Below are 26,243 nucleotides of genomic sequence, written 5' to 3' on the forward strand. Positions count from 1 at the left end.
AAATGTTAATGAAACAGTGAAATATGTCTGTTTACTTTAAAGGAACAACAATTTTAACATCGTCCCAAGCCATGGTTAATGCTAAGTTATCTGTAGAGTTATCGAAAGAAATGGTGAATTCTTCAACAGAATTGTTTAATTTTTCAACAGGGACTTGTAAATCTACAACATCGAAAGACGGATCGCGCATGGCTTTCATAGTTTCATCTACACCCCATTTATATTGTTTTTTATTAAACATAACATGCCAAATAGAATCGTTAGGAATTGTCCAAAGTGTATATTTTCCAGCAGGTAAAGAATCTGTTCCTATTTTTAAAGCTTTGTTTGTTTTAAATGTAGTGGCTTCATTGGCGCCTGTTCTCCAAACTTCATTATACGGTACTAATCCTCCAAAGATTAAACGATCGCGTTTTGATGGTCTGTTATAAAACACCTCTAATCTTAAGTCGTTTAGTTTATATTCGACAGTATCTTTCGGACTTAAAACTTTATTAAAAGCGTTTTTTTCAAAATATGCATATAGAAAAACTCCTATGGCTACAAACAATAAGAGTATCATTACCCATTTTAAAAATCTATTCATAAAACAATTGTTATTTAAGAAGGTAAAGATACTTTAAAAGATAGTTAACTTAAAAATGTGAGGTTTAATTAATTCACAAATTTAATACGTTTAAAAAAAAATGATCTAGACTATTAAAATAGCTTAGATCATTTTTATATTTAACTAAAGCCTAAAGGCTTTTTATTATTCAGTAATTACCCAATCACCTTTTGCTAAAAGTGGCTCGGCTTGTTTGTATTTTACGGTTTTACTTTCTCCGTTCATTACATTTTTAATAGTTACTTTATCGTTTCTACCAATTTTTGGTCTATCACGAACTATTGTTTCTACAACTTCTGGCTGATGTTGTGTTTGTCCTGCAGCTCTACTTTGTGAAGCACGCTCATCTAAATTAGGAATCTCTTCTTTAGATGTTTCTATATTTTGTCTTTTAGGAGCGATATGTTTTGCATCGCTAATTGCGTTTGTATCTTCACTAGGTAATTCTCCTTTAAATAAGAATGAAATTACATCTTTATTTACTTGAGTAATCATGTCCTTAAACAATTCGAAAGCTTCAAACTTGTAAATTAATAACGGATCTTTTTGTTCGTGAACCGCTAATTGTACAGATTGTTTTAACTCGTCCATTTTACGTAAATGCGATTTCCATGCATCGTCAATAATGGCTAAAGTAATGTTCTTTTCAAAATCTGTAATTAATTGTTTTCCTCCACTTTCATAAGCTTGTTGTAAGTCTGTTACAACTTGTAATGTTTTTTTACCATCTGTAAATGGTACAACAATACGTTTGAATTTATCGCTTTGCGTTTCGTAAACATTTTTAATAATAGGAAATGCTAATTCTGCATTTCTTTGCATTTTAGCTTTATAATAATCGAAAGCAGCTTTGTAAACTTTAGCAGCAATATCTTGAACAGTTAATTTATTAAATTCTTGTTCTGTTACTGGATTGCTCATTGAGAAGTAACGAATTAATTCAAATTCGAAATTCTTATAATCGTTAGCTTCTTTGTTTATTTCTGCAATGTTTTCTGCAGTATCGAAAATCATATTTGCTAAATCTACACTAAGACGTTCTCCAAATAAAGCATGGTGACGACGTTTGTAAACAACTTCACGTTGCGCGTTCATAACATCATCATACTCTAATAAACGTTTACGAACACCGAAATTGTTTTCTTCAACTTTTTTCTGAGCACGTTCAATAGATTTTGAAATCATAGAATGCTGAATCACTTCACCTTCTTCTAATCCCATTTTATCCATCATCTTAGCAATACGCTCAGATCCGAATAATCGCATTAAGTTATCTTCTAATGATACATAGAATTGAGAACTTCCTGGATCTCCTTGACGACCAGCACGACCACGTAACTGACGGTCTACACGACGTGAATCGTGACGTTCTGTACCTATAATTGCTAAACCACCAACTTTTTTAACTTCGTCGATTAATTTAATATCGGTACCACGACCAGCCATGTTAGTTGCTATTGTTACTTGTCCTGGCTGACCAGCTTCTGCAACAATATCTGCTTCTTTTTTATGTAATTTCGCGTTCAATACATTATGTGGTACTTTACGAATGCTAAGCATTTTTCCTAAAAGTTCACTAATTTCAACGTTAGTTGTACCAATTAATATTGGACGACCAGCTTGAGATAATTTGGTAACTTCTTCAATTACCGCATTGTATTTTTCACGCTTAGTTTTGTAAACTAAATCTTCTTTATCATCTCTTGCAATAGGACGGTTTGTTGGAATTTCTACAACATCTAATTTATAGATTTCCCATAATTCTCCAGCTTCTGTAGTTGCAGTACCTGTCATACCAGATAGTTTGCGGTACATTCTAAAGAAGTTTTGAAGTGTTACTGTTGCAAATGTTTGTGTTGCAGCTTCAATTTTTACATTTTCTTTAGCTTCAATCGCTTGGTGTAATCCATCGCTATAACGACGACCATCCATAATACGACCTGTTTGCTCGTCTACAATCATTACTTTGTTTTCCATAACCACGTATTGATTGTCTTTTTCAAACAGGGCGTAGGCTTTAAGTAATTGATTTAATGTGTGAATACGTTCAGATTTTATTCCGAAGTCTCTAAATAAATCTTCTTTTTCATTCGCTTCTTCTTCTGCAGGTAACCCTTTTGCTTCTATTTTAGCCATTTCAATACCAATTTCTGGCATTACGAAAAAGTCTGGATTGTCTTTACCAGAAAGGTATTCGACACCTTTATCTGATAATTCAATCTGATTATTTTTTTCATCAATAACATAATACAACTCTTCGTCTACCTTAGGCATCTCGCGGTTGTTATCTTGCATGTAATGATTTTCTGTTTTTTGAAGTAATTGTCTAACACCGTCTTCACTTAAAAACTTAATTAAAGCTTTGTTTTTAGGCATTCCACGGAATACACGTAACAATTTAAATCCACCTTCTTTAGTGTCTCCTTCTGTAATTAATTTTTTAGCTTCTGCGAAAACACCTGTTAAGTATTTACGTTGTACAGAAACAATATCTTCTACTTTAGGTTTTAATTCTGTGAATTCGTGACGGTCTCCTTGAGGTATTGGACCAGAAATAATTAATGGCGTACGTGCATCATCAACTAATACAGAATCGACTTCATCGACAATGGCGTAGTGATGCGGACGTTGTACCAAATCGTTTGGAGAATGCGCCATATTATCACGTAAATAATCGAAACCGAATTCGTTATTTGTTCCGTAAGTAATATCTGCGTTATATGCTTTTTTACGTTCTTCAGAATTTGGTTGGTGATAATCTATACAATCTATGCTTAAACCATGAAATTGAAAAATTGGTGCCATCCATGCACTATCACGTTTTGCTAAATAGTCGTTTACAGTTACAAGGTGAACCCCTTTTCCTGCCAACGCATTTAAATACATAGGTAAGGTCGCAACTAATGTTTTCCCTTCCCCAGTATGCATTTCGGCAATTTTACCTTGGTGCATTGCAATACCACCAATAAGTTGCACATCGTAATGTACCATATCCCATGTAATGGCTTTTCCCGCAGCATCCCAAGAGTTTGCCCAAATCGCTTTATCGTCTTCTAGTACTACATAATCTTTAGTTCCAGATATTTCTCTATCAAAAGCACTAGCTGTAACAGTAATGTTTGTGTTGTCTTTAAAACGTTTAGCTGTTTCTTTAACCACCGCAAAAGCTTCTGGAAGAATTTCGTTTAACACGTCTTCTGTAGCAGTATAAGAATCGTCTTTTAATTTATCAATTTCTTGATAAATATCTTCACGTCTGTCTATGTCTTCAGTGTTGTTTACTTCTTCTAAAAGTGTTGCAATCTGATCTTCGAAAGGCTTTCTTCCTTCAGCAATTTTAGCTTTAAAATAAGCTGTTTTTGCCCTCAATTCATCGTGCGATAAAGCTTCAAGCGCCTGTTCAAAGGTTTTAATTTTATTTACTAAAGGCATGATGGCTTTTACATCTTGCTTGGATTTATCTCCAACAAATACCTTAAGTACAGAATTCAAAAAATTCATCCGTGTGTGTGTTAATGGTTTTATTAAGTTTATAACTTAATAGATACAGTTATGTACTTTAAATGCTATTAAATATAGGATCCAAATATACGTTTTGTTGTTATGTTTAATAAAGAATAGCACAAAAAAAAGCCTCGATATGAGACTTTTTAACTTTTCTTTATGTAATACTAATATTCATCCTCGTTCCAGAGATAGTCTTCATCCGTAGGATAGTCAGACCATATCTCTTCAATGGAGTCGTACGAATCGCCTTCATCTTCAATGGATTGTAAATTTTCTACAACTTCTAAAGGAGCTCCTGTTCTAATTGCGTAGTCAATCAGCTCATCTTTAGTAGCTGGCCAAGGCGCATCGCTTAAATATGATGCTAATTCTAATGTCCAATACATCTGTAATTCGTTTTTATTTTTTGCAAAAATAATTTTTTAGTTTAAAAAGTCAAGTAAAAAATGAATTATTTCATCATTAAATTAAAGAACGCTTTATTTTTCTAAACATTTTGACTTAAAGCGCGTTATAATTTCCTTTGAATTTGTTTTTATTGTTTCTCAGGAATCCACTTTACTTCATCTGCTTGTAAGTCATGAGACAACTTTCGTGCCAATACAAAAAGGTAGTCAGAAAGACGGTTTAGGTATGTTAATGTTTGTGGGTTTAGAGGTTCGATGTCATTTAATTCTGAAGCTAAACGTTCTGATCTACGGCAAACACAGCGCGCAATGTGACAGAATGACACGGTTTGGTGTCCGCCTGGTAATACAAAATGTGTCATTGACGGAAGCTCTGAATTCATGGCATCCATTTCTGTTTCTAACAGCGTAATGTTAGCATCTTCAATCTTAGGAATGTTTAAACGTTCTTTTCCGTTTTTTAAAATGGCCTTTTCTGGAGGTGTGGCTAACATTGCTCCAAGAGTAAATAAACGGTCTTGTATTATAATTAAAATCTCTTTGTATGCCGGGTTAATGTCTTGATCGCGAATAAGTCCGATGTAAGAGTTTAATTCATCTACGGTACCATAACTTTCAATACGTATATGATGTTTAGGTACACGTGTACCTCCAAAAAGTGCAGTTGTACCTTTGTCTCCTGTTTTAGTATATATTTTCATGTAACAAGTGCTTAAGTTTAAAATTGAGCCAATAGTTGGCACATTTCAAAGTTACATGGAAAAATTAGGCTTTAAAAATGAATTAAGATTTTGATTATACTGTTTGGTGAGGTAAAATGATTTTTTCGTTTCTAGTGTCACTTTCAATAAGCCCATCTCTTAAACGAATAATTCTATGTGCATGCTCTGCAATATCTTCTTCGTGAGTTACTAAAATAACAGTATTTCCTTGCTCGTGTATAGAGTTAAAAAGGGCCATAATTTCTACAGACGTTTTAGAATCTAAGTTTCCTGTAGGTTCATCTGCTAAAATAATAGATGGTTTATTTACCAAAGCACGACCAACAGCAACACGTTGGCGTTGTCCTCCAGAGAGCTGGTTTGGTTTGTGGTCCATTCTATCAGATAAACCAACCTGTGTTAACACTTCTTCTGCACGTTTTGTACGGTCTGCCTTAGAATAACCGGCATAAACCATTGGTAAAGCAACATTGTCTAATGCTGTAGTTCTTGGTAATAAATTGAAGGTTTGAAAAACAAAACCAATTTCAGTATTTCTAATATCTGCTAATTCGTCGTCTGTCATTTTACTCGCATCTTTTCCGTTTAAGATGTATGTTCCTGCGGTAGGCGTGTCTAGACAACCCAGCAAATTCATAAGTGTAGATTTTCCAGAACCAGAAGGTCCCATAATAGCAATATAATCGCCTCGTTTAATAGTTAAATCTATGCCTTTTAAAACATGAACAGTTTCTTGTCCGAGTTTAAAATCGCGAATAATGTTGGTGATTTCTATGACGTTATCCATAAAACTAAAGCTGATATTGGTTACTGCAAGATACAGGAATTTATATAAGAAATAAGACGCACAACATTATGATTTGTTACAATTTAAATGAAGAAAACAATAAATTTAAACCGAAAAGATTATAATCTGATTGTGAAATGTTCTTTGACTTGCTCTTTCCTGAAAAACACAAAGCCGTATTGAAACGTGTCTACAGTTACTTTTACTTTAGGATGTTGTTTAATAATTTCCCAAGCTTCAGTCATACCCTTAGACCAATAAATATCATCAAAAATAAAAACGGTGTTGTTATGAATTTTAGGTAACAATATGTCAAAATACGTTAAAGTTGCCGTTTTGTTATGATTACCATCAAACAAAATAAAATCGAAAGTAGGTTGTGCTAATTTAGGAATCACTTTGCTGAAATCTCCAACTAAAATTTCAGCATTTGTAATGTTATGATTCATTAAATTCTTACTACTAAAGGCAGCAATTTTTGGGCAACCTTCAATAGAAATTACGTTCCCTTTTTTATGTCCCAGAGCAATGGCATGTGTAGATATTCCTAAAGAAGTGCCGAGTTCTAAACTGGTTTTAAATTGAAAATAATTTGCTAAACGGTATAATAATTTGGCACGCTTTAAAGATGCTCCAGAATTCTTAGCAATACTATGTATAGCACGAATATTGTTTTTAGTATACATAGAACCTGTACCTAAATCTGTGATTTCAATAGCCATTTTATTTTTTAAAAGCGCTTTTTTATAGTTGTTAATTAACGTATAATCAGCATGTTTTTTTTTGTTATAAAAACATTGTGTAACCAAGTTATAAACAAAAGGGGAGTGTACCCCATGCTGATTAGTAGAGCGTTTTAAAAATTTTAGATATTCTTTAATTTGGTGAAGCACTATCTTTATAATTGTAATTAAATCTATTCTTCCATTTTAGCAGCAAGTTCAAACCAACGCTCTTCCTTTTCGTCCATTTCCTGAATTATTTTTTCTAATTTAGTAGAAAGTTCGTTAATTTTATCTTGAGAAAGTTCTGGATTTGTAAACTTAGCTTCTAATTCTGTTTTATCGAAAGCTAAAGATTTTAGTTTGCTTTCAATATTATTGTATTCCTTTTGTTCGTTGTAAGATAATTTTGTGCTAGAATCTTGTTTCCAATTTTTCTTCTCTTTTTTATCTTCTGAAGTCGCTATTTCTGGGCTGTCTTCGTAAGATCTAAAATCGCTATAATTTCCAGGGAAATCTTCAATAACACCTTCGCCTCTAAATACAAATAAATGGTCTACAATTTTATCCATAAAGTAACGGTCGTGAGTTACAACTAATAAACAACCAGGGAAATCTAAAAGGAAATCTTCAAGGACGTTTAAGGTTACAATATCAAGATCGTTTGTAGGTTCATCTAGAATTAAAAAATTAGGATTCTGAATAAGTACAGTACATAAATATAAACGCTTACGTTCACCACCACTTAGTTTTTCAACAAAATCGTATTGTTTTTTTCTGTCGAATAAAAAGCGTTCTAAAAGTTGTTGTGCACTAATCTGTTTCCCTTTTTTAAGTGGAATATAATCCCCAAATTCACGAACTACATCAATAACCTTCTGGTTAGGTTTAACATCTATACCAGCTTGTGTATAGTACCCGAATTTTACAGTTTCACCAAGAGTAATTGTACCACTATCAGGTTGAGAAGTTTCAGTAAGAATATTTAGAAATGTAGATTTACCTGTTCCGTTTTTACCAATAATACCAACACGTTCGCCACGTTGGAAATTATAAGTAAATCCTTCTAAAATGATTTTATCTCCAAAAGATTTTTTAACATTATGTATTTCTACAATCTTATTTCCTAAACGCTCCATATTAAGTTCTAACTCAATACTATGATCTTTTCGGCGTTTACTAGCACGTTGTTTTATATCGTGAAAATCGTCTATTCTAGATTTAGATTTTGTTGTACGTGCCTTTGGTTGGCGACGCATCCAAGTTAATTCCTTTTTAAAAAGTTGTTTTGCTTTTCCAGTTTCTACTGTTTCTTGAGTAATTCTAGCTTCTTTCTTTTCTAGGTAATACGAGTAGTTTCCTTTATAACTAAACATTTCACCTTGATCTAACTCTATAATTTCATTACACACACGTTCTAAGAAAAAACGGTCGTGAGTTACCATAAATAACGTCATGTTTTCTTTAGCAAAGAATAATTCTAACCACTCAATCATTTCTAAATCTAAATGGTTGGTAGGCTCATCTAGAATTAATAAATCGGGTTTGTTAATTAAAGCATTGGCTAAAGCTAAACGTTTTTTTTGTCCTCCAGATAAAGTGCTTACTTTCTGAGAGAAGTTATCTAATTTTAATTTAGAGAGGATTTGTTTGTATTGCGTTTCAAAATCCCAAGCATTATAACGATCCATTTGCTCAAAGGCTTTTTGGTACGCATCTGCATCTTCTGTATTATGTATAGCCGTTTCGTAATCTCTAATTACTTTTAAAATGTCGTGATCACCTTCAAAAATAGTAGCTTCTACGGTTAAATTAGGATCTAAAATGGGTTCCTGAGGTAAAAAAGAAACGGTAATATCTTTTCTAAAAATTATTTGCCCAGTATCTGGCTGATCAAGTCCTGAGAGAATGTTTAGTATCGATGTTTTTCCTGTTCCGTTTTTAGCCACAAAAGCAACCTTTTGGTCTTTATGTATACTAAATGACAGGTTTTCGAACAACGTAAGTTCTCCGTAAGATTTAGCTATATTTTCTACTGTTAAATAATTCAAGTGTTTCCTTTATTTTATAATTGATTTGCAAATATCCAAAAAGTAAACGATTAGTTTTTATATTCCTACCGAAAACTTATATTTGTCGCTAAATATCTGACTTCTTTTCATGACCAAATTTTTTATATTTACTTGTATTTTATTCTGTCTTTTAATTATGGGATGCGTTCCTTTAAAAGAATTGGTGTATTTACAGCCATCTGAAACCGCCGCAGACTCAATTTCGAAAGTCGTTGCTTCTCAGTCTCCTTACCGCATTCAGCTTTACGATATTTTAAATATTCGAGTTAAAGCACTTGACCAAGATGCTGTTCAAATTTTTAATCCGGTTGGAAACGATTTATTAGAATCTAACAGTGAAGAGCGTGCTTATTTTGATGGGTTTACTGTAGATTTACATGGTGAAATTAGAGTTCCTGCTCTAGGAAGAATCAATGTTTTAGGGTATACAACAGAAGAAATTGAAAAGATTTTGCAAAAAAAGTTACTTGAAGAGCAGTTTAAAGAGACAGCAAATATTTTTGTAACGGTAAAACTTACAGGTTTACGATACACCGTTAGTGGAGAAGTTGGCTCTCCTGGAACAAATACTTTATTTCAAGATCGTGTAAATATTTTTGAAGCGATTGCCAATGCAGGCGAAATTCCTGTAACGGGAAACAGAAAAGATATTATGATTATTAGGCAATATCCGCAAGGACAAAAAATTCATCATTTAGATATTACGAGTGAAGATGTTATGAACTCTCCTTATTATTATATACAACCTAACGATATTATTTATGTTAAACCACTTCCGCAAAAATCTTGGGGAACAGGAGAAACTGGTGTACAAACAATAGCGACTATTGCAAGTATTTTAACTTTAGGAACAACAACTTTATTATTATTAGATCGATTATAACGGATGACACAATACGAATATAATGATCAGGATGAAATGGAATCTGGAGGAATGACCTTCGATTTTAGAGGGTATTTATTTAAAGTTCTTAATCTTTGGAAATTGGTTTTACTATGTATAGGAACAGCTTTAATTATAGCTTATCTTATAAATGTAAGAAAACCAAACATTTACAGATTAGATTCTTTAATTACAATAGAAAATGACCAAAATCCATTTTTTACAGCAAATACGAGTATTTCCTTTAATTGGGGTGGTGTTTCTGGAAAAGTAGGAAAGGTTATTACGTCTTTACAAACGCGAACTCATAACGAGAAAGTTGTAGACTCACTTTTATTTTATATAGATTATTTAAAAGAAGGTAAATATAGAAAAGAAGACATTTATAAAGATGCTCCTTTTTATGTGAATATAGATCAGGGGCAAGGTCAACTTTTAAATAAACCACTCGGGATACGTTTTATAAATGATACTCAGTTTGAAATTTTTAACGAATTTGAAATTGAGCAAGGAACAATGCAGTTTTACGGAGATAAGCATACAGAATCTGTAGGTTTACCTTTAGGTGCTTTTAATAAAACGTTTACAATTGGTAAACCCGTTGTGTTGCCATTTGCTCATTTTACATTATTTACCAAACCAGAGCAAACCATTGCAAATAACGCTGAGTATTTTGTAGAGTTCTTGAATTTTGATCAGGTTGTAAATAGTTATAAGAATGCTGTTAAAACAGAACCGTTTTCTAAAGAATCTTCTTCTGTTTTAAAATTGTCATTATCAGGTCATAATAAAGCGAAAATTGTAGATTACTTAAATTCTACATCTGCAATTTTAAGTCGAACAGAATTAGAACGTAAAAACCTTTATGCTACAAATACTATCCGATTTATAGATAGTAGTTTGGCTACTGTTAACACGAGTTTGAAAGATGTTTCTGAAGAGATGAATACCTTTAGAAAGCAAAACAAAGTGTTTGATGTTGATGCAGAAATGACTGAAGTATCGTCTCGTTTACGTGAATACGAAATGGCAAAAGAATTGGAGCAAACTAAGCTTAGTTACTTAAATGCCTTAGAGGAATATCTTCAGACCAAAACAAATTATATTAATATAGCTGCACCGTCTTCAGTAGGTATTGACGAACCAAATATTCAGCAAAGTGTTGGTAAAATTACCGCTTTGGCAATAGAACGCCAGAGTTTAGAATACACGATGAAAGAAGGTTCAAATTTATTTAAAGATTTAGATCGAAGAATAAATGCTGAAAAACGTGTCTTGTTAGAAACTATTGATGCTACTAAGAGAACCATACGTCTTCAGTTAAAAAGCATTCAGCGCCAAGCTGCTAATTTAGAATCTAAACTGAGTAATTTACCTGAAGATCAGCAACAGTATTTAAAAATTCAGCGTAAGCTAGACATCAGTCAAGAAGCTTATAATATATATATGGCTAAACGAAGTGAAGCAGCCATTGTTAAAGCGGCAAACATTTCAGACATTACATCTATAGATGATGCTAAAGATATTGGTGGCGGATTAATTGGACCAAACAAATCGCTTAATTATATGATGGCGCTTATGGTTGGTTTCTTTTTACCAATGTTAATGATCTTTATTATTTATTTATTAGATAATACTATACATGGTTCTGACGAGGTAGAACGTTTGTCTCGTATTCCTATATTAGGACTTATTGGAAAATATAAATACCATAACAATCTTGTTGTATTTGAAAAACCAAAATCTGCTGTAGCAGAATCTTTTAGATCTATTAGATCGAGTATGCAGTTTATCTTGAAAAAGCAAAATGCAGATCAGAAATTAGGAAAAACCATCATGGTAACTTCCTCTGTAAGTGGTGAAGGTAAGACGTTTACGTCTATTAACATGGCTACAGTTTATGCTTTATCTGGTAAGAAAACCATATTGTTAGGATTAGATTTACGTAAGCCTAAAATCTTTGGAGATTTTGAAATTACAAACGAACGTGGAATGGTAAATTACTTGATAGGAGAGCATTCTCTTAAAGAAGTAACAAGTCATACTAACGTGGCTAATTTAGACGTTATCCCTTCTGGTCCAGTACCTCCAAATCCATCAGAATTACTAATGAGTGATATGATGACAGATTTAATCGCTCAGCTTCGTACAGAATACGATATGATTATTCTGGATACTCCACCTTTAGGATTGGTAACAGATGCTTTGCAGTTAACTCAGTTTGCAGATGCTACAATTTTTATGGTACGATTAGATTATACTAAGAAAGGGATGTTATCTTTAATAAATGCTAAATACCGTATGGGTGAGGTTAAAAACATAAGTTTTGTACTAAACTTCTATAAACATAAAACCAATCATAACTACGGTTATGGCTATGGTTACGGTTATGGATACGGCTATGGTTACGGTGTTTACGGAAACGCATATCACGAAAAAGACAAAAAGGTTGGTGTTGTCGGAAAAATAAAAGAATTTATAGAAAAGATTTAATTTAAACTGCTACGCTAACATTGGTCTTTAAAATTACACTTTGTAATATTTTTTGAGTGTGCATCGTGTCTTGTTGCGGTATTAAAAAACGCTCTAAGTCTTCTGTATGCATAATTTGTTCAGTAGCTTCTATAAATCCATATCCTTTATAAAATCCATCTTTAATTAAAATAAAGGCAGACTCTTCTTGATGTCTGCCTGCTTGTTTTAAGACGATTTCTTGATTGCTATTTTTAATAGATTGAATAGCTTCGTTAACTCTTAAATTATACATTTCTGCAGATTCTATGTGTTTACAAATACCTTTACAGTTGTTAATAGAATAGTGAGAACATTCTGAAGCACCTTCTTGTAAATGACAATATTTTGGGCATAAATTAAATGCTTTACAATAGCGTTCTAATTGCAGTCTACAATCTGTTATAGAATAATAAATTTGAAGTGGGTTAGGAGCAGACTTTAGTGTGTTATACGCTAAGTGTTTAATCCCGTCGCGATCTTCGTAACTAAATATTGCAAAAGCTTTTGGATTGCGTTTCGCAACTTGGTTATACTCCGGATAATGTTCTTTTATAGCAGCATCTTCCATAAGTGAAGCAATTAATTCGCTTCCGGATAATTCGAAAGTGATGTCTGCCGTTTCTCTGCAAAGATTCATCTCTTTATCAGATTTATTATAAAAATGACTTAAAACACGTTTCTTTAAATCTTTTGCCTTTCCAACATAAAGTATTGTTCCTTTTTTATTTTTAAAGAAATAGATTCCTGGCGAATCTGGAATCGCATTAAAAACAGCACTCGGTAAATTAGGAGGTAAAGTCGCTTCTTTGGAAGATGGTTTTAAGAAATCTTTTATTACAGTTTCAGCTTGTTCTTTAGCTAGTAACATTTCAAATAGAATAACGGTAGCTTCTGCATCTCCTTTAGCTCTGTGTCTATCAAAAACATCAATATTAAGTGCTGTACATAATTTTCCTAAACTATAAGATTGATGTCCAGGAATTAATTTTCTAGACAATCTAATGGTACATAATTTTTTGCGTTTAAAATCAATATCTAGTGCTTTAAACGAATTTCTAATAATGTTATAATCGAAATTTACATTATGTGCTACAAAAATTGAATCTTCAGTAATATCTAATACATGTTGTGAGATTTCAGAAAATGTTGGTGCATCGGCAACCATTCTATTGTCTATTCCAGTTAGCGTTGTAATATAAGGTGGAATTTGAGCCTCAGGATTAACTAAGGATGTAAATTCTTCTATAATTTGTTTTCCATCATGCTTTAAAATAGCAATTTCAGTAATCTTATTACCGCTACCATTGGTTTCAATATCTATAATTGTATACATTATTGCATCATTTTTTCTAAAGCTTTTAACTCAACTCCAAGCTCGTTAAACATTCTAATAATACTACTCATTTGTAATTCATGCTCGTCGTACTCCTGCGTGTTTATACAGCAAGTAAATTCCCATAATTCTAATACATCTTGTGCAGGAACTAGATAAGGATTATAAGTTTTATTATCGGATACTAAAAGTAAACTATTATTCTCTTTTATTTGGTTGTAAACACGTTTGTAAACCATGCCTTGCGAATTTGTTAAAACCACATATGTGCGTCCGTTTTGTATATCTCTAACATCTTCTATAAACTGGCCAACAACAAAAGAACCATCTTTTAGAGGTAGCATAGAATCTCCTTTTATAGGAAATGCTCTGTGTTTTCCTGTTGGTAAAAAAGGGAGTTTTATTTTTTGTAACTGATCTATATATTCAGGATCGTCGTAACCATTTAAATATCCTGCTGAAGCCTTTATAGGTACAACTTCAATTAAATCATCATCTTCTAAATCGACTACCATAGGAAAAAGAATACGGTTCTCCGCGACATTTAAAAAGGAACCATCTTTAGTTTTACTTAAATCGGTACGAATTAAAATATCTACAGGTAATTTGAAGTAGTTTGAAAAGGCTATTAACATCTCTATTGAAGGTTCTGATCTGCCTTCTTCGTAAGATCCAATTCTAGATCGGGTAATACTTAAATCTTTTGCAAGTGCTTCTTGAGAAAGTTTTTTTAGCGTTCTTAAATGTCGAATATTTGAAGCAATCATATACAAATAAAATTATACGTGAGAAATGGTTGATTTATATAGTAGTAATTAATGATTGTAAATGTAGCAAAATTATTATTCTGAAAAAATAAAAATTTAAAACTCTGAAAAATTGAATTGGTATGAATAATTAGGAATAAAGAATTAAACTGCTTTTTGTGTTAAGTGTTTGTTTATTAGTGTCTAATTTTGTTTAGAGGTGAGTTTTATTGATATGAAGACATAAAAAAAGAGCCAAATGGCTCTTTTAAAAATTGTTATTTATTACTATTTTTGTGTCTTTTTTTATATTCTTCAAACAGTTTTCGTCTAAAATCGTCTTCAGATTTTTTAAGAATGATTATTTTTTTAGCAGAAATAATTTGTTTTAAATCCTTTACATACTGTGTATATAAAAGCAATCTTTTTTCGTTAGACTGCATCATGCTGTTTAAAAGTGCTTTTGCATCAGCTTCAGATAGCTTTTCTATTTCTATATCTTTTCGTTGTGCTCTCATTTCATCACGAAGTGCATCGGTTTCTGCTTCGTAAGTATTATAAATAGGCCAAAATTTTTGAGCTTCAGTTTTAGATAAATCTAATTTCTCTGTAATAAAAGCAATTTTTAGTGTTTTAACTTTTTCGTCTTTAGTTTGTGCAAATACATTTACGCTAGATAAGACTATAAATAAAATGATATATCCTTTTTTCATAAGTTAATTTTAATTGTCTAAAAGATCTTCTAAATCTACTTCACTTTCAATATAGTAGTCTATAGAGGCATCGCTTAATGTGCTGTTTAGAATGTCATTTTCAAAAACATCAGAATCAGTTATTAATGTTGCCATTTCCGAAGTATTAAATTCTTCGTTTAATATAAAAGACTCTAAACTGTCGTTGTTTATTGAGCTTATAGAATGGGTTTGTTCTTTAGAAAATGTAAGTGTAAACATAAGTGCTAAACATGCTGCAATACTAGCTGCGTATGCCCAAGGTTTAATATTTAAAGTTCTGACTTTTGGTTTAGCATCTAATTTAGTTAAAATTTGATCTTCTAAGCCATCAAAATAATTATCAGGAATTTTAAAACCGTGGTTTGGGATTTTCTCCTGAAGTTTAGCCTCGCTTAAAATAGTATCCTCAAGATTAGTAAAGTAATCTTTTGGGATTTTAAAACCAGTATTCTTGTCGTTATGTAAGTCTTTCAGTGTCATCTTAATGTTTAGACTGTGTTTTTTTACAAAGGTTTAATCGTGAGTTAAATAGTCTTCAATTTTTTTTACAGCTAGGTGGTAAGATGCTTTTAATGCACCTTCACTAGTTTCTAAAATTTCAGACATATCTTTATATTTAATATCTTCAAAATACCTCATATTAAAAACTAATTGTTGTTTTTGAGGGAGCTTAGCAATGGCTTGTTGTAATTTATATTGAATTTCATCACCATCAAAATACACATCAGACTGTAAATGGTCTAATGCTAATTGCTGAGTTTCTTCGTTAGTAATTTGTAATAATTTTGCTCTTTTATTAATGAATGAAATGGCTTCGTTAGTTGCTATTCTATACATCCAAGAGTATAATTTACTATCTCCTTTAAACGAATTTATATTTCTAAAAATCTTGATGAATGTATTTTGTAATACATCATCCGTATCATCATGAGATTTTACAATATTACGAATGTGCCAATACAGCCGTTCTTTATAAAGACGAATGAGGTCTTTAAAAGCTGAATCTCTGCTAGCATCAGATTTTAGTTGCTCTAAAAGTTGAGACTCGTTAATCATTCATACGTTTTATTTTTAGACTTCTTAAGTTTTTAAAAGTTTAATTTGTGTTGTAAATTTCGTAATAAAGTTTGATAAAAGGATATAAAAAAAGGATAAACACGTTTTATTATGTTTATCCTTTTACTATAAGTTTGATTATATGCGTTATTCAAAACTTTGCATATGTACAAGTTTGTTGTAAACATTATCTTTTTTTATCAACTCGTCATGCGTGCCTTGTTCTACAATTTCTCCTTTTTGCATCACTACAATAAGATCTGCACTTTGGATGGTTGATAAACGGTGCGCAATAACAATAGAGGTTCTGTTTTTCATCATTTTCTCTAAAGCATCTTGCACTAGGCGTTCACTTTCTGTATCTAATGCAGAAGTGGCTTCATCTAGAATCATAATAGGTGGATTCTTTAATACCGCACGAGCAATACTTAAACGTTGTTTTTGTCCGCCAGAAAGTTTGTTACCAGAATCACCAATATTGGTTTCAATACCAAGAGGTAAATCTTTTACAAATTCCCAAGCATTGGCAATTTTTAAAGCATCGATTACTTGTTCGTCGGTAGCATCTTCTTTTCCTAATAAGATATTACTTTTTATGGTGTCGTTAAATAGAATAGAATCTTGAGTCACTAAGCCCATTAAACCGCGTAGTGAATTCTTCGTTAAATCTTTAATGTCGTCTCCATCTATGGTGATGGTGCCTTCGTTAACGTCGTAAAAGCGGGTGACAAGATTTGCGATTGTACTTTTTCCACTACCAGATTGTCCAACAAGCGCCACACTTTTTCCTTTAGGTACTTTTAATGAGAAATGCTTTAAAACTAAATCGTCTTCATATTTAAATGAGATATTATTTAGTGAAATTTCAGAATTAAAATCAGTTTTTACTTTAGCACTTGGTTTGTCTTCTAAAACAGATTCTGTATTTAAAATTTCTAAAACACGATCTGCAGCAGCATTACCAGCTTTAACTTTATAACTCGCTTTACTAATATCTTTAGCAGGTGTTAGTATTTGATAAGCTAATGCCATATAAGTTATAAAAGCTCCACCAGATAGGGTTCGCTCTATTAAAACCATACTACCACCATACCATAATAAGGCAGAAATAGTAGCAATACCTAAAAACTCACTAGTTGGCGATGCTAAATTTTGTCTGTTTAAAAGCGTATTTGAAAAATGATAAAAACGATTTGTTGAATCTTGAAATTTGTCGTTAAATCTTTTTTCAGCATTAAATCCTTTAATCACCTTTAATCCGCTTAATGTTTCTTCTAAAGTTGAAATAAAAACACCTTGTTCCGTCTGTACTTTATTCGATTTACGTTTTAAACTTTTTCCTATTCTAGAGATAATTAATCCTGCTACAGGAATAAATAAAAATACAAATATGGTAAGCTTAGCCGAAATGACGAACATACTAATAATTGCGAAAACAATTGTTAATGGTTCTTTTACGATAAGCTCTAGAATAGCAAGTAAGGAGTTTTTAACTTCGTTTACGTCACCAGAAATACGGGCAATAATATCTCCTTTCTTCTTTTCAGAATAATAAGAAATAGGTAAGGTGATTACCTTGTCGTAAATGGCATCTCTTAAATCTTTTAAAACACCATTTCTTAAGAATGTTATTGAAAATAAAGCTAAATAATTGAAAATATTTTTAAGCAAGAATAAGCTAATTATTAACACAATCATGTAAAATAAGGTGCTTTGTGGCCCTTCGTTTGCATTGGTTGTTGTAACAAAATAGTTTAGAAAATCCTCACCATACGCTTTTAAGTGTGTAATGCCTTGATAAACCGGCTTTACGGTTACTTTTTCAGTTTCTCCAAATAGTACATTAATCATAGGCATTAAAGACACCATGGCTAGGGTGCTAAAGAATGCATATAGTATGTTGAAGAAAATATTAAAGTAACCGTACTTTTTATACGGAATTATAAAGCGTGATAGTTTTTTTAAATATTCCATTAACTAAGCTTCATGTCTTTTATAATTGCATCAATTTTAGCTTCAAGTTTTGCTTCTGTTGCTTTAAAATTTGCTGTGTTATCTAAAGGTGTATTAGCGCTAATATAGAACTTAATTTTAGGCTCTGTTCCGCTAGGTCTTAAGGCTACTTTACTACCATCTTCTGTGTAATAAATAATTACATTAGATTTAGGTATATCTATAGTTTCTTCTTTTCCTGTTGCTAAATATTTGATTTTAGACGTTTGGTAATCTTCTACGCTTACTACTTTAGAACCGTTGATTTCTGATACTGGATTTTCACGAGCATCAACCATCATTTGTTTGATTTCTTGTGCGCCTTCAATTCCTTTTTTAGTAATAGAAATTAAACGTTCTTTATATAAATCGTGTTCTACATAAAGATTTAATAAATCTTGATACATAGAGCTTCCGTTTGCTTTTGCTTGAGCAGCAATTTCGCAAGCCAATAGGGTAGAGGTTACCGCATCTTTATCACGAACAAAATCTCCTACTAAATATCCGAAACTTTCTTCACCACCACCAATATAAGTTTGTTTTGGAAAATCGTATATCATTTTGGCAATCCACTTAAATCCTGTAAGACCAACTTTGTAATCTACGTTGTAAGCTTTTGCTAATTGATGCATCATTGGTGTAGAAACTATTGTTGAAGCAATAAATTCGTCTCCTTTAAGTTTACCTTCAGCTTTCCATTGTTTTAGTAAGAAATCTGTCATTAATAACATGGTTTGATTTCCGTTTAATAAAATCATTTTACCATCTAAATCACGAACAGCAACACCTAAACGGTCACAATCAGGATCTGTACCAATAACAATATCAGACTGTGTTTTTTCTGCTAAATCTAAAGCCATTTTTAACGCTTCAGGTTCTTCTGGATTTGGAGATTTTACCGTTGGGAAATCGCCATTAGGGACTTCTTGTTCTTTTACAATATGTACATGATTATATCCTGCACGTTTTAATGTTTTAGGTACGGTTGTAACAGATGTACCATGAAGCGGTGTAAATACAACATTTAATTGCTCTCTTGCTTCAGCAGTGGTATGACTTCCGTTTTTAATAGATGCTTCAATAAAAGCATTATCTACATCTTCACCTATATAATGAATAAGCTCAGCCTTTTCTTCAAACTTAATTTCAGAATAATCTAAAGCATCAATAACCTTTACAATTAAATCGTCGTGTGGAGGTACTAATTGTCCGCCATCTTGCCAATATACTTTGTATCCGTTGTATTCTGGTGGGTTATGCGATGCAGTTAACACAATACCACAGTGGCAATTTAAGTGTCTTACCGCGAAAGATAATTCTGGTGTAGGACGTAAATCTTCGAAAAGATAAACTTCTATATTATTTGCAGAAAATACATCTGCAACTACTTTTGCTAATGTTTTACTATTATGTCTACAGTCGTATGCAATGGCTACTTTTACAGTTTCGTTAGGGAAACTTTTATGTAAATAATTGCTTAAACCTTGAGTGTTTTTTCCTAAAGTATATTTGTTAATTCGGTTTGTTCCAATTCCCATTATACCTCGCATACCTCCAGTTCCAAACTCTAAGTCTTTATAAAAACTCTCTTTTAAATCTGTTGGGTTATTTGCTATTAAGTCTTTAATATAGGTTTGTGTTTCCTCATCAAAGGCCGGTTTTAGCCATGTATTTACGCGTTCTAATAATTCTGGTTCAATATAAATCATAATATTTTTATTATATAGTCAGTAAAAATAATTAATTCGTTAAATTTTAATGATTAACGTGGTGTTAATTCTTTTGCTTTTCGTTTAAATTTAATTCCGTTTTAATGTTATATCTAATTCGGTTTGGTTTAGATCTTAAAACAAGTTCTCCTAAAAATCCAGCAACAAAAAATTGGGTTCCAAGAATCATTGTCGTTAAAGCAATGTAAAATTGAGGACGATCTGTAATAAGTCTGCCATGCGGATTTAGAAAAATTTTATCAATTCCTAAATATACAGAAAATCCGAAACCTATGGTTAACATTATAGCACCTAAAGCACCAAAAAGATGCATAGGGCGTTTTGCGAAATGCGATATAAACCAAATAGTTATCAGGTCTAGAAAGCCATGAATAAAGCGATCTATACCAAATTTGGTTTCTCCATATTTTCTAGCTTGATGTTTAACTACTTTTTCTCCGATATTATAAAATCCAGCATTTTTAGCTAAAAGCGGAATGTAACGATGCATTTCGCCATTAACATCTATGTTTTTTACAACCTCGTTTTTATAAGATTTTATACCACAGTTAAAATCATGTAGTTTAACTCCCGATGTTTTTCTTGCGGCCCAATTAAATAATTTTGAGGGTAAGTTTTTAGATATAATAGAATCGTATCGTTTCTTTTTCCAACCAGAAACCAAATCAAAACCATCTTTAATAATCATGTTATAAAGGTCTGGAATTTCTTCAGGACTGTCTTGCAAGTCGGCATCCATGGTAATAACTACGTTTCCTTTAACTTTTGCAAAACCCGCATGTAAGGCTTGCGATTTTCCGTAATTACGTAAAAAACGAATCCCTTTAACTTCAGGATGTATATTAGATAATTCTGAAATTATAGACCAAGACGAATCTGTACTGCCATCGTCTATAAAAATGACTTCGTAAGAAAAACGATTGGACTGCATAACTTTAGCAATCCAATCGTATAATTCTTTTATAGATTCGTTTTCGTTAAGTAGTGGTATGACTACTGATATATCCATGTATTGTTTTTAGCTTTTAAAAGCTCAAAAATACTATAATTAAATGGCTTCTGGGTCAGTTTTTTTAATTGCAAGTGCAATTAATAGTCCAATGATGCAATAAAATATAATTTGAAAGGCTAAAGATTTTATTTGGTTCCCTAATTCAAACTGATTTTGGTCTTGCATTTCTACAATTGCTTTATCAATATCTGCTTGTGGTGCACCAAAACTTTGCATCATGTCTGTTGCTTTTTCAATAACTTGTTGCTTAATAGCTTCTGCTGCATCTGGATCTATATAATTAAATAGAACAATACTTACTACAGCACTAATTAAAACACCTATAACTACAGTTGTGAAATAAGCAGTAAAAGTTTCTTTAAAACTAATAAATCCATTTTGCATGCTTTTAGCTTTCAGAGAAGATAGAATTCCAAAAACAATAATAACTACAAATAGTGCTATACCAACCCATGTGTTTGTTAGTATTGAAAGGTCTACAACATAAGATATTATTGTTACTGAAGATAATAATATAGCTAGATAAATACCATAGGTGGCAGCCATAGATTTTAATGAGTTTTCCATAATTTTGTAATTGATTAATTTAGGTTTAAAAAGGTTAGTAAACAAATATACTAAAACGTTACAAAAAAGAAACTTAAATAAATAAATGAAAAAAAGATTGTGAGAGAATAAAAAATGCTTAAATTTGCATTCTCAAAATTGATAAGATTAAAACGTTTAGTGATGAAAAAAGATATACATCCAGCAAATTATAGAGTAGTAGCATTTAAAGATATGTCGAATGAAGATGTATTTTTAACTAAATCTACCGCTAACACAAGTGAAACATTAGAAGTAGAAGGTGTTGAGTATCCTTTAATTAAAATGGAGATTTCAAGAACATCACACCCGTTCTACACTGGTAAATCTAAATTAATTGATACGGCTGGTCGTATTGATAAATTCAAAAACAAATACGCTAAATTCAAAAAATAATTTAGTACAAACATATTCTACTAAAGCCTTTCAAATTTTGAAAGGCTTTTTTATTTTTACCCAAAATATATTGAATTATGAATTATATTCTTTTCGATGGTCCTTCTCGTAACAGTTTATTGCCTTTTACTTACACAAGGCCTGTAGCAGATATTAGAATAGGTATTTTAACTATTCGTGAAAAATGGGAATATTACTTAGGAGGTACGACAACAACCATAACAGAAGATTATCTAGCAGATAAATATCCTATGGTTGAAATGGACGAGAATGTAATGATTAATGCATCGTACTTGCCAAATTCAGAATTAGTAGAACTTATTAGGGGGTTAAAAGAAAATCAAGCTATTTTTAAAGATGAAGATGTGATTGCTTTTTACGCAACAGATTCTCAAGAAGCTATAGATTTTGATGCTTACGAAGCTATAGAGTATAATGACACTTGTCTTCAAGTAGAACATACTTGGGATATTTTTTCTAAAAACGGAGAGGCTATTCAAGACGATTTTAATTTGCTAACAGAAGGGCGTATTTCTCAGCCTATTCCTACTACAGTAAATACTATTGCTCCAGAAAATATTTTTATAGAAGAAGGCGCAGAACTTAATTTTGTAACTTTAAATGCATCTACAGGACCCATTTATATAGGTAAAGATGCTGTGATTTTAGAAGGAAGTTTAATTCGTGGCCCTTTTGCTTTGTGTGAAAAAGCTGCCGTTAAAATGGGAGCAAAAATTTATGGACCAACTACTATAGGTCCACATTGTAAAGTTGGAGGAGAAATAAATAATGCGGTCTTATTTGCTAATTCTAATAAGGGACACGATGGTTATTTAGGAAACTCTGTTTTAGGTGAATGGTGTAATTTAGGTGCAGATACAAATAACTCTAATCTTAAAAATAATTATGCCGAAGTGAGATTATGGAGTTATGAAACCGAAAATTTTGCAAAAACAGGACTTCAGTTTTGTGGCTTAATGATGGGAGATCACAGTAAATGTGGTATTAATACAATGTTTAATACCGGAACAGTCGTTGGTGTAAATGCTAATATATTTGGTACTGGTTTTCCTCGTAATTTTGTACCTAGCTTTAGTTGGGGCGGACATAGCGGATTTACAACTTATACAGCTAAGAAAGCCTTCGAAGTTGCTGAAATTGTAATGAATAGAAGAGATATTGAATTCACTGATGTTGATAAAGCTATTTTAGAACACGTTTTCGAAGAAACTAAACAGTATAGAAGAGACTAGTTATATTTTTTTACACGTTTTAATTCTAATAAATTGGTAGGATTAATTCCTAAATCATGTACGTTTTTTCTAGTAAAACGAACCACTTCATCGTAAAATAATGGTACAATAGGAGCCTGTGCAATTACTAAAGAATCCATTTTAGTGTAGAGCATTTCTCGTTTTTTAGTATCTGTTTCTGTAAAAGATGTTTCGTACCATTTGTCAAACAATTCATTTTTAAAGTGAGAATAATTTGGCCCGTTTGGGGCGAAATTTTTACTATAAAACAAGGATAAATAATTTTCTGCATCTGGATAATCTGCAACCCAACTTGCTCTAAATAAATCTAATTTTCCGTTTGCTTTAGCATCCTTTAAGGCAGAAGGAGGCACAACGTTAATATGTACAATTAATCCTGTTTTCTGAATTTCTCGTTGTATGTATTCACAAAAACTTAAATAATTACTCGTTGTGGTAATTGTAATTTCTGGGTTTTGTATGCCTGTTTCTTTTTTAAATTTTTCTAGATATGTTTTTGCTTTTTTTGGCTGATAATTAAATCCGATACTCTTATTGTATCCAGGTAATCCTTTAGGTATAAACCCTCCATAAGCAGGAATACCAATACCATTTCGTAAATACGTCATCATTTTTTTACGATCGAAACCATAATTTATACTTTTTCTAAGCCATTCCGATTGAATTTCGGTTAATTTAGAATCCATAAAAAACGATAAGTATTCAGTATTTAAATAAGGACCACGAATCATATTTACTTCAGCAGTATAGCGATCTCTTAGGTGTCCGTTAGCAGTTAAAATTTCATCTTTATAAGAGGCGTCTAATCCAGAAATGAAGTCGATATTTCCTTGAGCAAATTGCAAAAATTCACTTTGTTTGTCTGGTAAAAAAGTTATGGCTACAGCTTCTAGGTATGGTAAATGTGTGCCATCTGGATTTTTTTCAAAATATAAAGTATTTTTTCTAAACACTAATTTCACATTTTCTTCCCAGCGTTTAAAATAAAACGGACCGGTACCAATAGGGTGCGATCTAAATTCTGAACCATAATAAGATACAATTTCTTTAGGAACAACAGAGCAATACTTCATGGTTAACAATCCTAGAAAAGCAGGAAAAGGCTGTTTTAACTGAATTTGAAATGTGTTTTTATCTAAGGCTTTAAAGTGGTCTACTTTATTTAGAACCCATCTTCCTGGCGATCCTACTTGCGGATCTAGTAAACGCTTTAAACTGTAATTAAAATCTTCTGCAGTTACAACGCGTGTAGAATCTTTTCCAAGTAAGGCATCTTTATGGAAATAGACATCGTTTCGTAAATTAAAAGTATAGGTTAATCCATCTTCAGAAATAGTCCAAGAATTAGCGATTGCAGGCTCTACTTGCATGCTGTCATTCATTTGTACTAAGCCGTTAAATAACTGATTTGTTGCCCAAATATCGGCAATGTCTTTAGAAAAAGCAGGATCTAGCGAACTAACATTTTTGTGTTCATTATACCTAAAAACAAGATTTGTATTAATTTTTTTAGTTTCAGAAGAACAGTTTATCAGCAGTAAACTTCCGAAACATATTAGGATAATTTTATTTAAATACACTTTAGGCGTTTTTAATACTGAAGTCATAAACTATAAACGGGAATTATACTCAAATTGTTATACTTTCAAAAGTAAGTGTATTATCACACAAATAGAACTCACTTTTTATTTTTATTTTTTTGAACTGATAAAAAAGATGAATCTATCTTAATAGATGTCATGATTAGGTATTAAGAGGTATTTAACTTAAACACCATAGTTTTTTTGTAAATTTGTGGCCTTTTAGAATAATAAATTATGACTCGACAAAAAGTTGCTTTTTATACTTTAGGCTGTAAACTAAACTTTTCAGAAACCTCTACCATTGCAAGAGATTTTGAAAATGAAGGATTTGACCGTGTAGACTTTTCTGAACCAGCAGATATATATGTAATTAATACCTGTTCGGTAACAGATAATGCAGATAAGCGTTTTAAATCTATAGTGAAGCAAACGCAGAAAGTAAATCCTAAAGCATTTGTAGCAGCAGTTGGGTGTTACGCACAGTTAAAACCACAGGAATTAGCAGATGTAAATGGTGTAGATTTGGTTTTAGGTGCTACCGAAAAATTTAAAATTACAGATTATTTAAACGATTTGTCTAAAAATGATTTTGGAGAAGTGCATTCTTGCGAAATAGAAGAAGCCGATTTTTATGTTGGAAGTTATTCTATTGGAGACCGAACGCGTGCCTTTTTAAAAGTGCAAGATGGTTGCGATTATAAGTGTACGTATTGTACAATTCCGCTAGCAAGAGGGATTTCTAGAAGCGATGCGTTAGAAAACGTACTTAAGAATGCTAAAGAAATATCAGAAAAAAACATAAAAGAAATAGTATTAACCGGTGTAAACATTGGGGATTACGGAAAAGGGGAGTTCGGAAATAAAAAACACGAACATACGTTTTACGAATTGGTGCAAGGTTTAGATGCTGTAGAAGGTATAGAGCGTCTTAGAATATCTTCTATAGAGCCTAATTTGCTTAAAAATGAAACGATAGATTTTGTGTCTAAAAGCCGAACGTTTGTGCCACACTTCCATATCCCATTACAAAGTGGAAGTAACGAAATTCTTAAATTAATGCGTCGTCGTTATATGAAAGAATTATATGTAGATCGTGTACATCGAATTAAAACAGTAATGCCAGATGCTTGTATTGGAGTAGATGTTATTGTTGGTTTTCCAGGAGAAACAGAAGCATTATTTTTAGAAACATATCATTTTTTAAATGAATTAAATATTTCGTACTTACATGTTTTTACTTACTCAGAGCGTGATAATACAGAAGCTGCTGTTATGGATGGCGTTGTGCCTAAGAATGTACGTAGTAAGCGTAGTAAAATGCTTAGAGGATTATCGGTTAAAAAGCGTAGAGCCTTTTACGAAAGTCAGTTAGGAAGTAAGAGAACAGTTTTATTTGAAGGCGAAAACAAAGAAGGTTATATTCAGGGTTTTACAGAGAATTATGTAAAAGTAAAAGCACCATGGAATCCAGAATTGGTAAATACTTTACAAGAAGTGACTTTAACTAAAATTGACGAAGATGGGTTGGTTAGATTTAACTTTGTAGAAGATTCTGTTACAGTATAAAACTAAAAAGAGCCA

At 31.9% G+C, this 26,243-nt stretch carries 22 protein-coding genes; 5 read left to right on the top strand and 17 right to left on the bottom strand.

The window, feature by feature from the left end; translation table 11 throughout:
• Nucleotides 1-31 precede the first annotated feature (31 nt).
• The 7 genes from GQR95_RS09695 to GQR95_RS09725 form a co-directional block, all read right to left on the bottom strand.
• Nucleotides 32-586 carry a DUF2911 domain-containing protein gene (locus tag GQR95_RS09695; RefSeq protein ID WP_159022982.1) on the bottom strand — a complete coding sequence of 185 codons (555 nt, stop codon included), beginning with the start codon at nucleotides 584-586 and terminating at the stop codon, nucleotides 32-34.
• A 165-nt stretch (nucleotides 587-751) separates the two neighbouring features.
• Nucleotides 752-4,108 (bottom strand): preprotein translocase subunit SecA, encoded by a 3,357-nt coding sequence (secA, locus tag GQR95_RS09700; RefSeq protein ID WP_159022983.1) that lies wholly within the window; start codon nucleotides 4,106-4,108, stop codon nucleotides 752-754.
• Nucleotides 4,109-4,278: 170 nt separating this feature from the next.
• Complete coding sequence (locus GQR95_RS09705; protein ID WP_019387375.1) at nucleotides 4,279-4,500, bottom strand: DUF2795 domain-containing protein; 222 nt, start codon at nucleotides 4,498-4,500, stop codon at nucleotides 4,279-4,281.
• A 149-nt stretch (nucleotides 4,501-4,649) separates the two neighbouring features.
• Complete coding sequence (locus GQR95_RS09710) at nucleotides 4,650-5,222, bottom strand: cob(I)yrinic acid a,c-diamide adenosyltransferase (RefSeq protein WP_159022984.1); 573 nt, start codon at nucleotides 5,220-5,222, stop codon at nucleotides 4,650-4,652.
• Between the two features lie 94 nt (nucleotides 5,223-5,316).
• On the bottom strand, nucleotides 5,317-6,030 hold the full coding sequence (locus GQR95_RS09715; RefSeq protein WP_159022985.1) for an ABC transporter ATP-binding protein: 714 nt from the start codon (nucleotides 6,028-6,030) through the stop codon (nucleotides 5,317-5,319).
• A gap of 119 nt (nucleotides 6,031-6,149) precedes the next feature.
• Entirely contained in the window at nucleotides 6,150-6,752 is a 603-nt protein-coding gene (locus GQR95_RS09720; RefSeq protein ID WP_370514463.1) for an O-methyltransferase, read from the bottom strand.
• A gap of 194 nt (nucleotides 6,753-6,946) precedes the next feature.
• On the bottom strand, nucleotides 6,947-8,803 hold the full coding sequence (locus GQR95_RS09725; RefSeq protein ID WP_159022987.1) for an ABC-F family ATP-binding cassette domain-containing protein: 1,857 nt from the start codon (nucleotides 8,801-8,803) through the stop codon (nucleotides 6,947-6,949).
• Nucleotides 8,804-8,960: 157 nt separating this feature from the next.
• On the opposite strand from GQR95_RS09725, the gene GQR95_RS09730 reads away from it, so the two are divergent.
• The gene (locus GQR95_RS09730; RefSeq protein WP_159022988.1) at nucleotides 8,961-9,707 is read left to right on the top strand and encodes a polysaccharide biosynthesis/export family protein; all 747 of its coding nucleotides are present in this window, start codon (nucleotides 8,961-8,963) and stop codon (nucleotides 9,705-9,707) included.
• A 3-nt stretch (nucleotides 9,708-9,710) separates the two neighbouring features.
• Nucleotides 9,711-12,200, top strand: a complete 2,490-nt coding sequence (locus tag GQR95_RS09735) for a polysaccharide biosynthesis tyrosine autokinase (protein WP_159022989.1) — start codon at nucleotides 9,711-9,713, stop codon at nucleotides 12,198-12,200.
• A 1-nt stretch (nucleotide 12,201) separates the two neighbouring features.
• On the opposite strand, the gene GQR95_RS09740 is transcribed toward GQR95_RS09735, so the two are convergent.
• The 9 genes from GQR95_RS09740 to GQR95_RS09780 all read right to left on the bottom strand — a co-directional run bounded on the left by GQR95_RS09740 (nucleotide 12,202) and on the right by GQR95_RS09780 (nucleotide 21,391).
• Nucleotides 12,202-13,557: an exonuclease domain-containing protein gene (locus GQR95_RS09740; protein ID WP_159024273.1), complete on the bottom strand. Its 1,356-nt coding sequence runs from the start codon at nucleotides 13,555-13,557 to the stop codon at nucleotides 12,202-12,204.
• Nucleotides 13,554-14,327, bottom strand: a complete 774-nt coding sequence (locus GQR95_RS09745) for an XRE family transcriptional regulator (protein ID WP_159022990.1) — start codon at nucleotides 14,325-14,327, stop codon at nucleotides 13,554-13,556. Before GQR95_RS09745 ends, GQR95_RS09740 begins: the two co-directional genes overlap by 4 nt.
• A 251-nt stretch (nucleotides 14,328-14,578) precedes the next feature.
• Nucleotides 14,579-15,013, bottom strand: coding sequence for a Spy/CpxP family protein refolding chaperone (locus GQR95_RS09750; RefSeq protein WP_159022991.1), 435 nt, complete (start codon nucleotides 15,011-15,013; stop codon nucleotides 14,579-14,581).
• Nucleotides 15,014-15,022: 9 nt separating this feature from the next.
• Nucleotides 15,023-15,514 carry a hypothetical protein gene (locus tag GQR95_RS09755; protein WP_159022992.1) on the bottom strand — a complete coding sequence of 164 codons (492 nt, stop codon included), beginning with the start codon at nucleotides 15,512-15,514 and terminating at the stop codon, nucleotides 15,023-15,025.
• A 33-nt stretch (nucleotides 15,515-15,547) separates the two neighbouring features.
• Entirely contained in the window at nucleotides 15,548-16,090 is a 543-nt protein-coding gene (locus GQR95_RS09760) for an RNA polymerase sigma factor (RefSeq protein ID WP_159022993.1), read from the bottom strand.
• 147 nt (nucleotides 16,091-16,237) lie between these two features.
• Nucleotides 16,238-18,064: an ABC transporter ATP-binding protein gene (locus tag GQR95_RS09765; RefSeq protein ID WP_159022994.1), complete on the bottom strand. Its 1,827-nt coding sequence runs from the start codon at nucleotides 18,062-18,064 to the stop codon at nucleotides 16,238-16,240.
• Nucleotides 18,064-19,791, bottom strand: coding sequence for a phospho-sugar mutase (locus GQR95_RS09770; protein ID WP_199269579.1), 1,728 nt, complete (start codon nucleotides 19,789-19,791; stop codon nucleotides 18,064-18,066). The genes GQR95_RS09765 and GQR95_RS09770 overlap by 1 nt, the downstream gene beginning before the upstream one ends.
• Before the next feature lie 64 nt (nucleotides 19,792-19,855).
• Entirely contained in the window at nucleotides 19,856-20,821 is a 966-nt protein-coding gene (locus tag GQR95_RS09775) for a glycosyltransferase family 2 protein (RefSeq protein ID WP_159022995.1), read from the bottom strand.
• Between the two features lie 39 nt (nucleotides 20,822-20,860).
• A complete protein-coding gene (locus GQR95_RS09780) occupies nucleotides 20,861-21,391 on the bottom strand; it encodes a DUF4199 domain-containing protein (RefSeq protein ID WP_159022996.1) in 531 nt (176 codons plus the stop codon).
• Nucleotides 21,392-21,553: 162 nt separating this feature from the next.
• Here GQR95_RS09780 and GQR95_RS09785 point away from each other — a divergent pair, with 162 nt between their 5' ends.
• Together GQR95_RS09785 and GQR95_RS09790 are read left to right on the top strand one after the other, a co-directional pair.
• Nucleotides 21,554-21,805: a type B 50S ribosomal protein L31 gene (locus tag GQR95_RS09785; RefSeq protein WP_159022997.1), complete on the top strand. Its 252-nt coding sequence runs from the start codon at nucleotides 21,554-21,556 to the stop codon at nucleotides 21,803-21,805.
• A gap of 77 nt (nucleotides 21,806-21,882) precedes the next feature.
• A complete protein-coding gene (locus GQR95_RS09790) occupies nucleotides 21,883-23,058 on the top strand; it encodes a GlmU family protein (RefSeq protein ID WP_159022998.1) in 1,176 nt (391 codons plus the stop codon).
• Here GQR95_RS09790 and GQR95_RS09795 read toward each other — a convergent pair.
• Nucleotides 23,055-24,686 (bottom strand): ABC transporter substrate-binding protein, encoded by a 1,632-nt coding sequence (locus tag GQR95_RS09795; RefSeq protein WP_159022999.1) that lies wholly within the window; start codon nucleotides 24,684-24,686, stop codon nucleotides 23,055-23,057. The genes GQR95_RS09790 and GQR95_RS09795 overlap by 4 nt on opposite strands.
• A 210-nt stretch (nucleotides 24,687-24,896) precedes the next feature.
• Here GQR95_RS09795 and mtaB point away from each other — a divergent pair, with 210 nt between their 5' ends.
• Complete coding sequence (mtaB, locus tag GQR95_RS09800; protein WP_199269580.1) at nucleotides 24,897-26,228, top strand: tRNA (N(6)-L-threonylcarbamoyladenosine(37)-C(2))-methylthiotransferase MtaB; 1,332 nt, start codon at nucleotides 24,897-24,899, stop codon at nucleotides 26,226-26,228.
• The last annotated feature ends 15 nt before the right edge of the window (nucleotides 26,229-26,243 follow it).

It is taken from the genome of Formosa sp. L2A11, assembly GCF_009796865.1.
Classification (GTDB): Bacteria; Bacteroidota; Bacteroidia; order Flavobacteriales; family Flavobacteriaceae; genus Formosa.

What these genes read in the sequence shown, in the direction of transcription:
- GQR95_RS09695 (WP_159022982.1), bottom strand. Translation starts at nt 586, where the DNA reads ATGAATAGATTTTTAAAATGGGTAATGATACTCTTATTGTTTGTAGCC.
- secA (WP_159022983.1), bottom strand. Translation starts at nt 4,108, where the DNA reads ATGAATTTTTTGAATTCTGTACTTAAGGTATTTGTTGGAGATAAATCC.
- GQR95_RS09705 (WP_019387375.1), bottom strand. Translation starts at nt 4,500, where the DNA reads ATGTATTGGACATTAGAATTAGCATCATATTTAAGCGATGCGCCTTGG.
- GQR95_RS09710 (WP_159022984.1), bottom strand. Translation starts at nt 5,222, where the DNA reads ATGAAAATATATACTAAAACAGGAGACAAAGGTACAACTGCACTTTTT.
- GQR95_RS09715 (WP_159022985.1), bottom strand. Translation starts at nt 6,030, where the DNA reads ATGGATAACGTCATAGAAATCACCAACATTATTCGCGATTTTAAACTC.
- GQR95_RS09720 (WP_370514463.1), bottom strand. Translation starts at nt 6,752, where the DNA reads ATGGCTATTGAAATCACAGATTTAGGTACAGGTTCTATGTATACTAAA.
- GQR95_RS09730 (WP_159022988.1), top strand. Translation starts at nt 8,961, where the DNA reads ATGGGATGCGTTCCTTTAAAAGAATTGGTGTATTTACAGCCATCTGAA.
- GQR95_RS09735 (WP_159022989.1), top strand. Translation starts at nt 9,711, where the DNA reads ATGACACAATACGAATATAATGATCAGGATGAAATGGAATCTGGAGGA.
- GQR95_RS09750 (WP_159022991.1), bottom strand. Translation starts at nt 15,013, where the DNA reads ATGAAAAAAGGATATATCATTTTATTTATAGTCTTATCTAGCGTAAAT.
- GQR95_RS09755 (WP_159022992.1), bottom strand. Translation starts at nt 15,514, where the DNA reads ATGACACTGAAAGACTTACATAACGACAAGAATACTGGTTTTAAAATC.
- GQR95_RS09760 (WP_159022993.1), bottom strand. Translation starts at nt 16,090, where the DNA reads ATGATTAACGAGTCTCAACTTTTAGAGCAACTAAAATCTGATGCTAGC.
- GQR95_RS09765 (WP_159022994.1), bottom strand. Translation starts at nt 18,064, where the DNA reads ATGGAATATTTAAAAAAACTATCACGCTTTATAATTCCGTATAAAAAG.
- GQR95_RS09770 (WP_199269579.1), bottom strand. Translation starts at nt 19,791, where the DNA reads ATGATTTATATTGAACCAGAATTATTAGAACGCGTAAATACATGGCTA.
- GQR95_RS09775 (WP_159022995.1), bottom strand. Translation starts at nt 20,821, where the DNA reads ATGGATATATCAGTAGTCATACCACTACTTAACGAAAACGAATCTATA.
- GQR95_RS09780 (WP_159022996.1), bottom strand. Translation starts at nt 21,391, where the DNA reads ATGGAAAACTCATTAAAATCTATGGCTGCCACCTATGGTATTTATCTA.
- GQR95_RS09785 (WP_159022997.1), top strand. Translation starts at nt 21,554, where the DNA reads ATGAAAAAAGATATACATCCAGCAAATTATAGAGTAGTAGCATTTAAA.
- GQR95_RS09790 (WP_159022998.1), top strand. Translation starts at nt 21,883, where the DNA reads ATGAATTATATTCTTTTCGATGGTCCTTCTCGTAACAGTTTATTGCCT.
- GQR95_RS09795 (WP_159022999.1), bottom strand. Translation starts at nt 24,686, where the DNA reads ATGACTTCAGTATTAAAAACGCCTAAAGTGTATTTAAATAAAATTATC.
- mtaB (WP_199269580.1), top strand. Translation starts at nt 24,897, where the DNA reads ATGACTCGACAAAAAGTTGCTTTTTATACTTTAGGCTGTAAACTAAAC.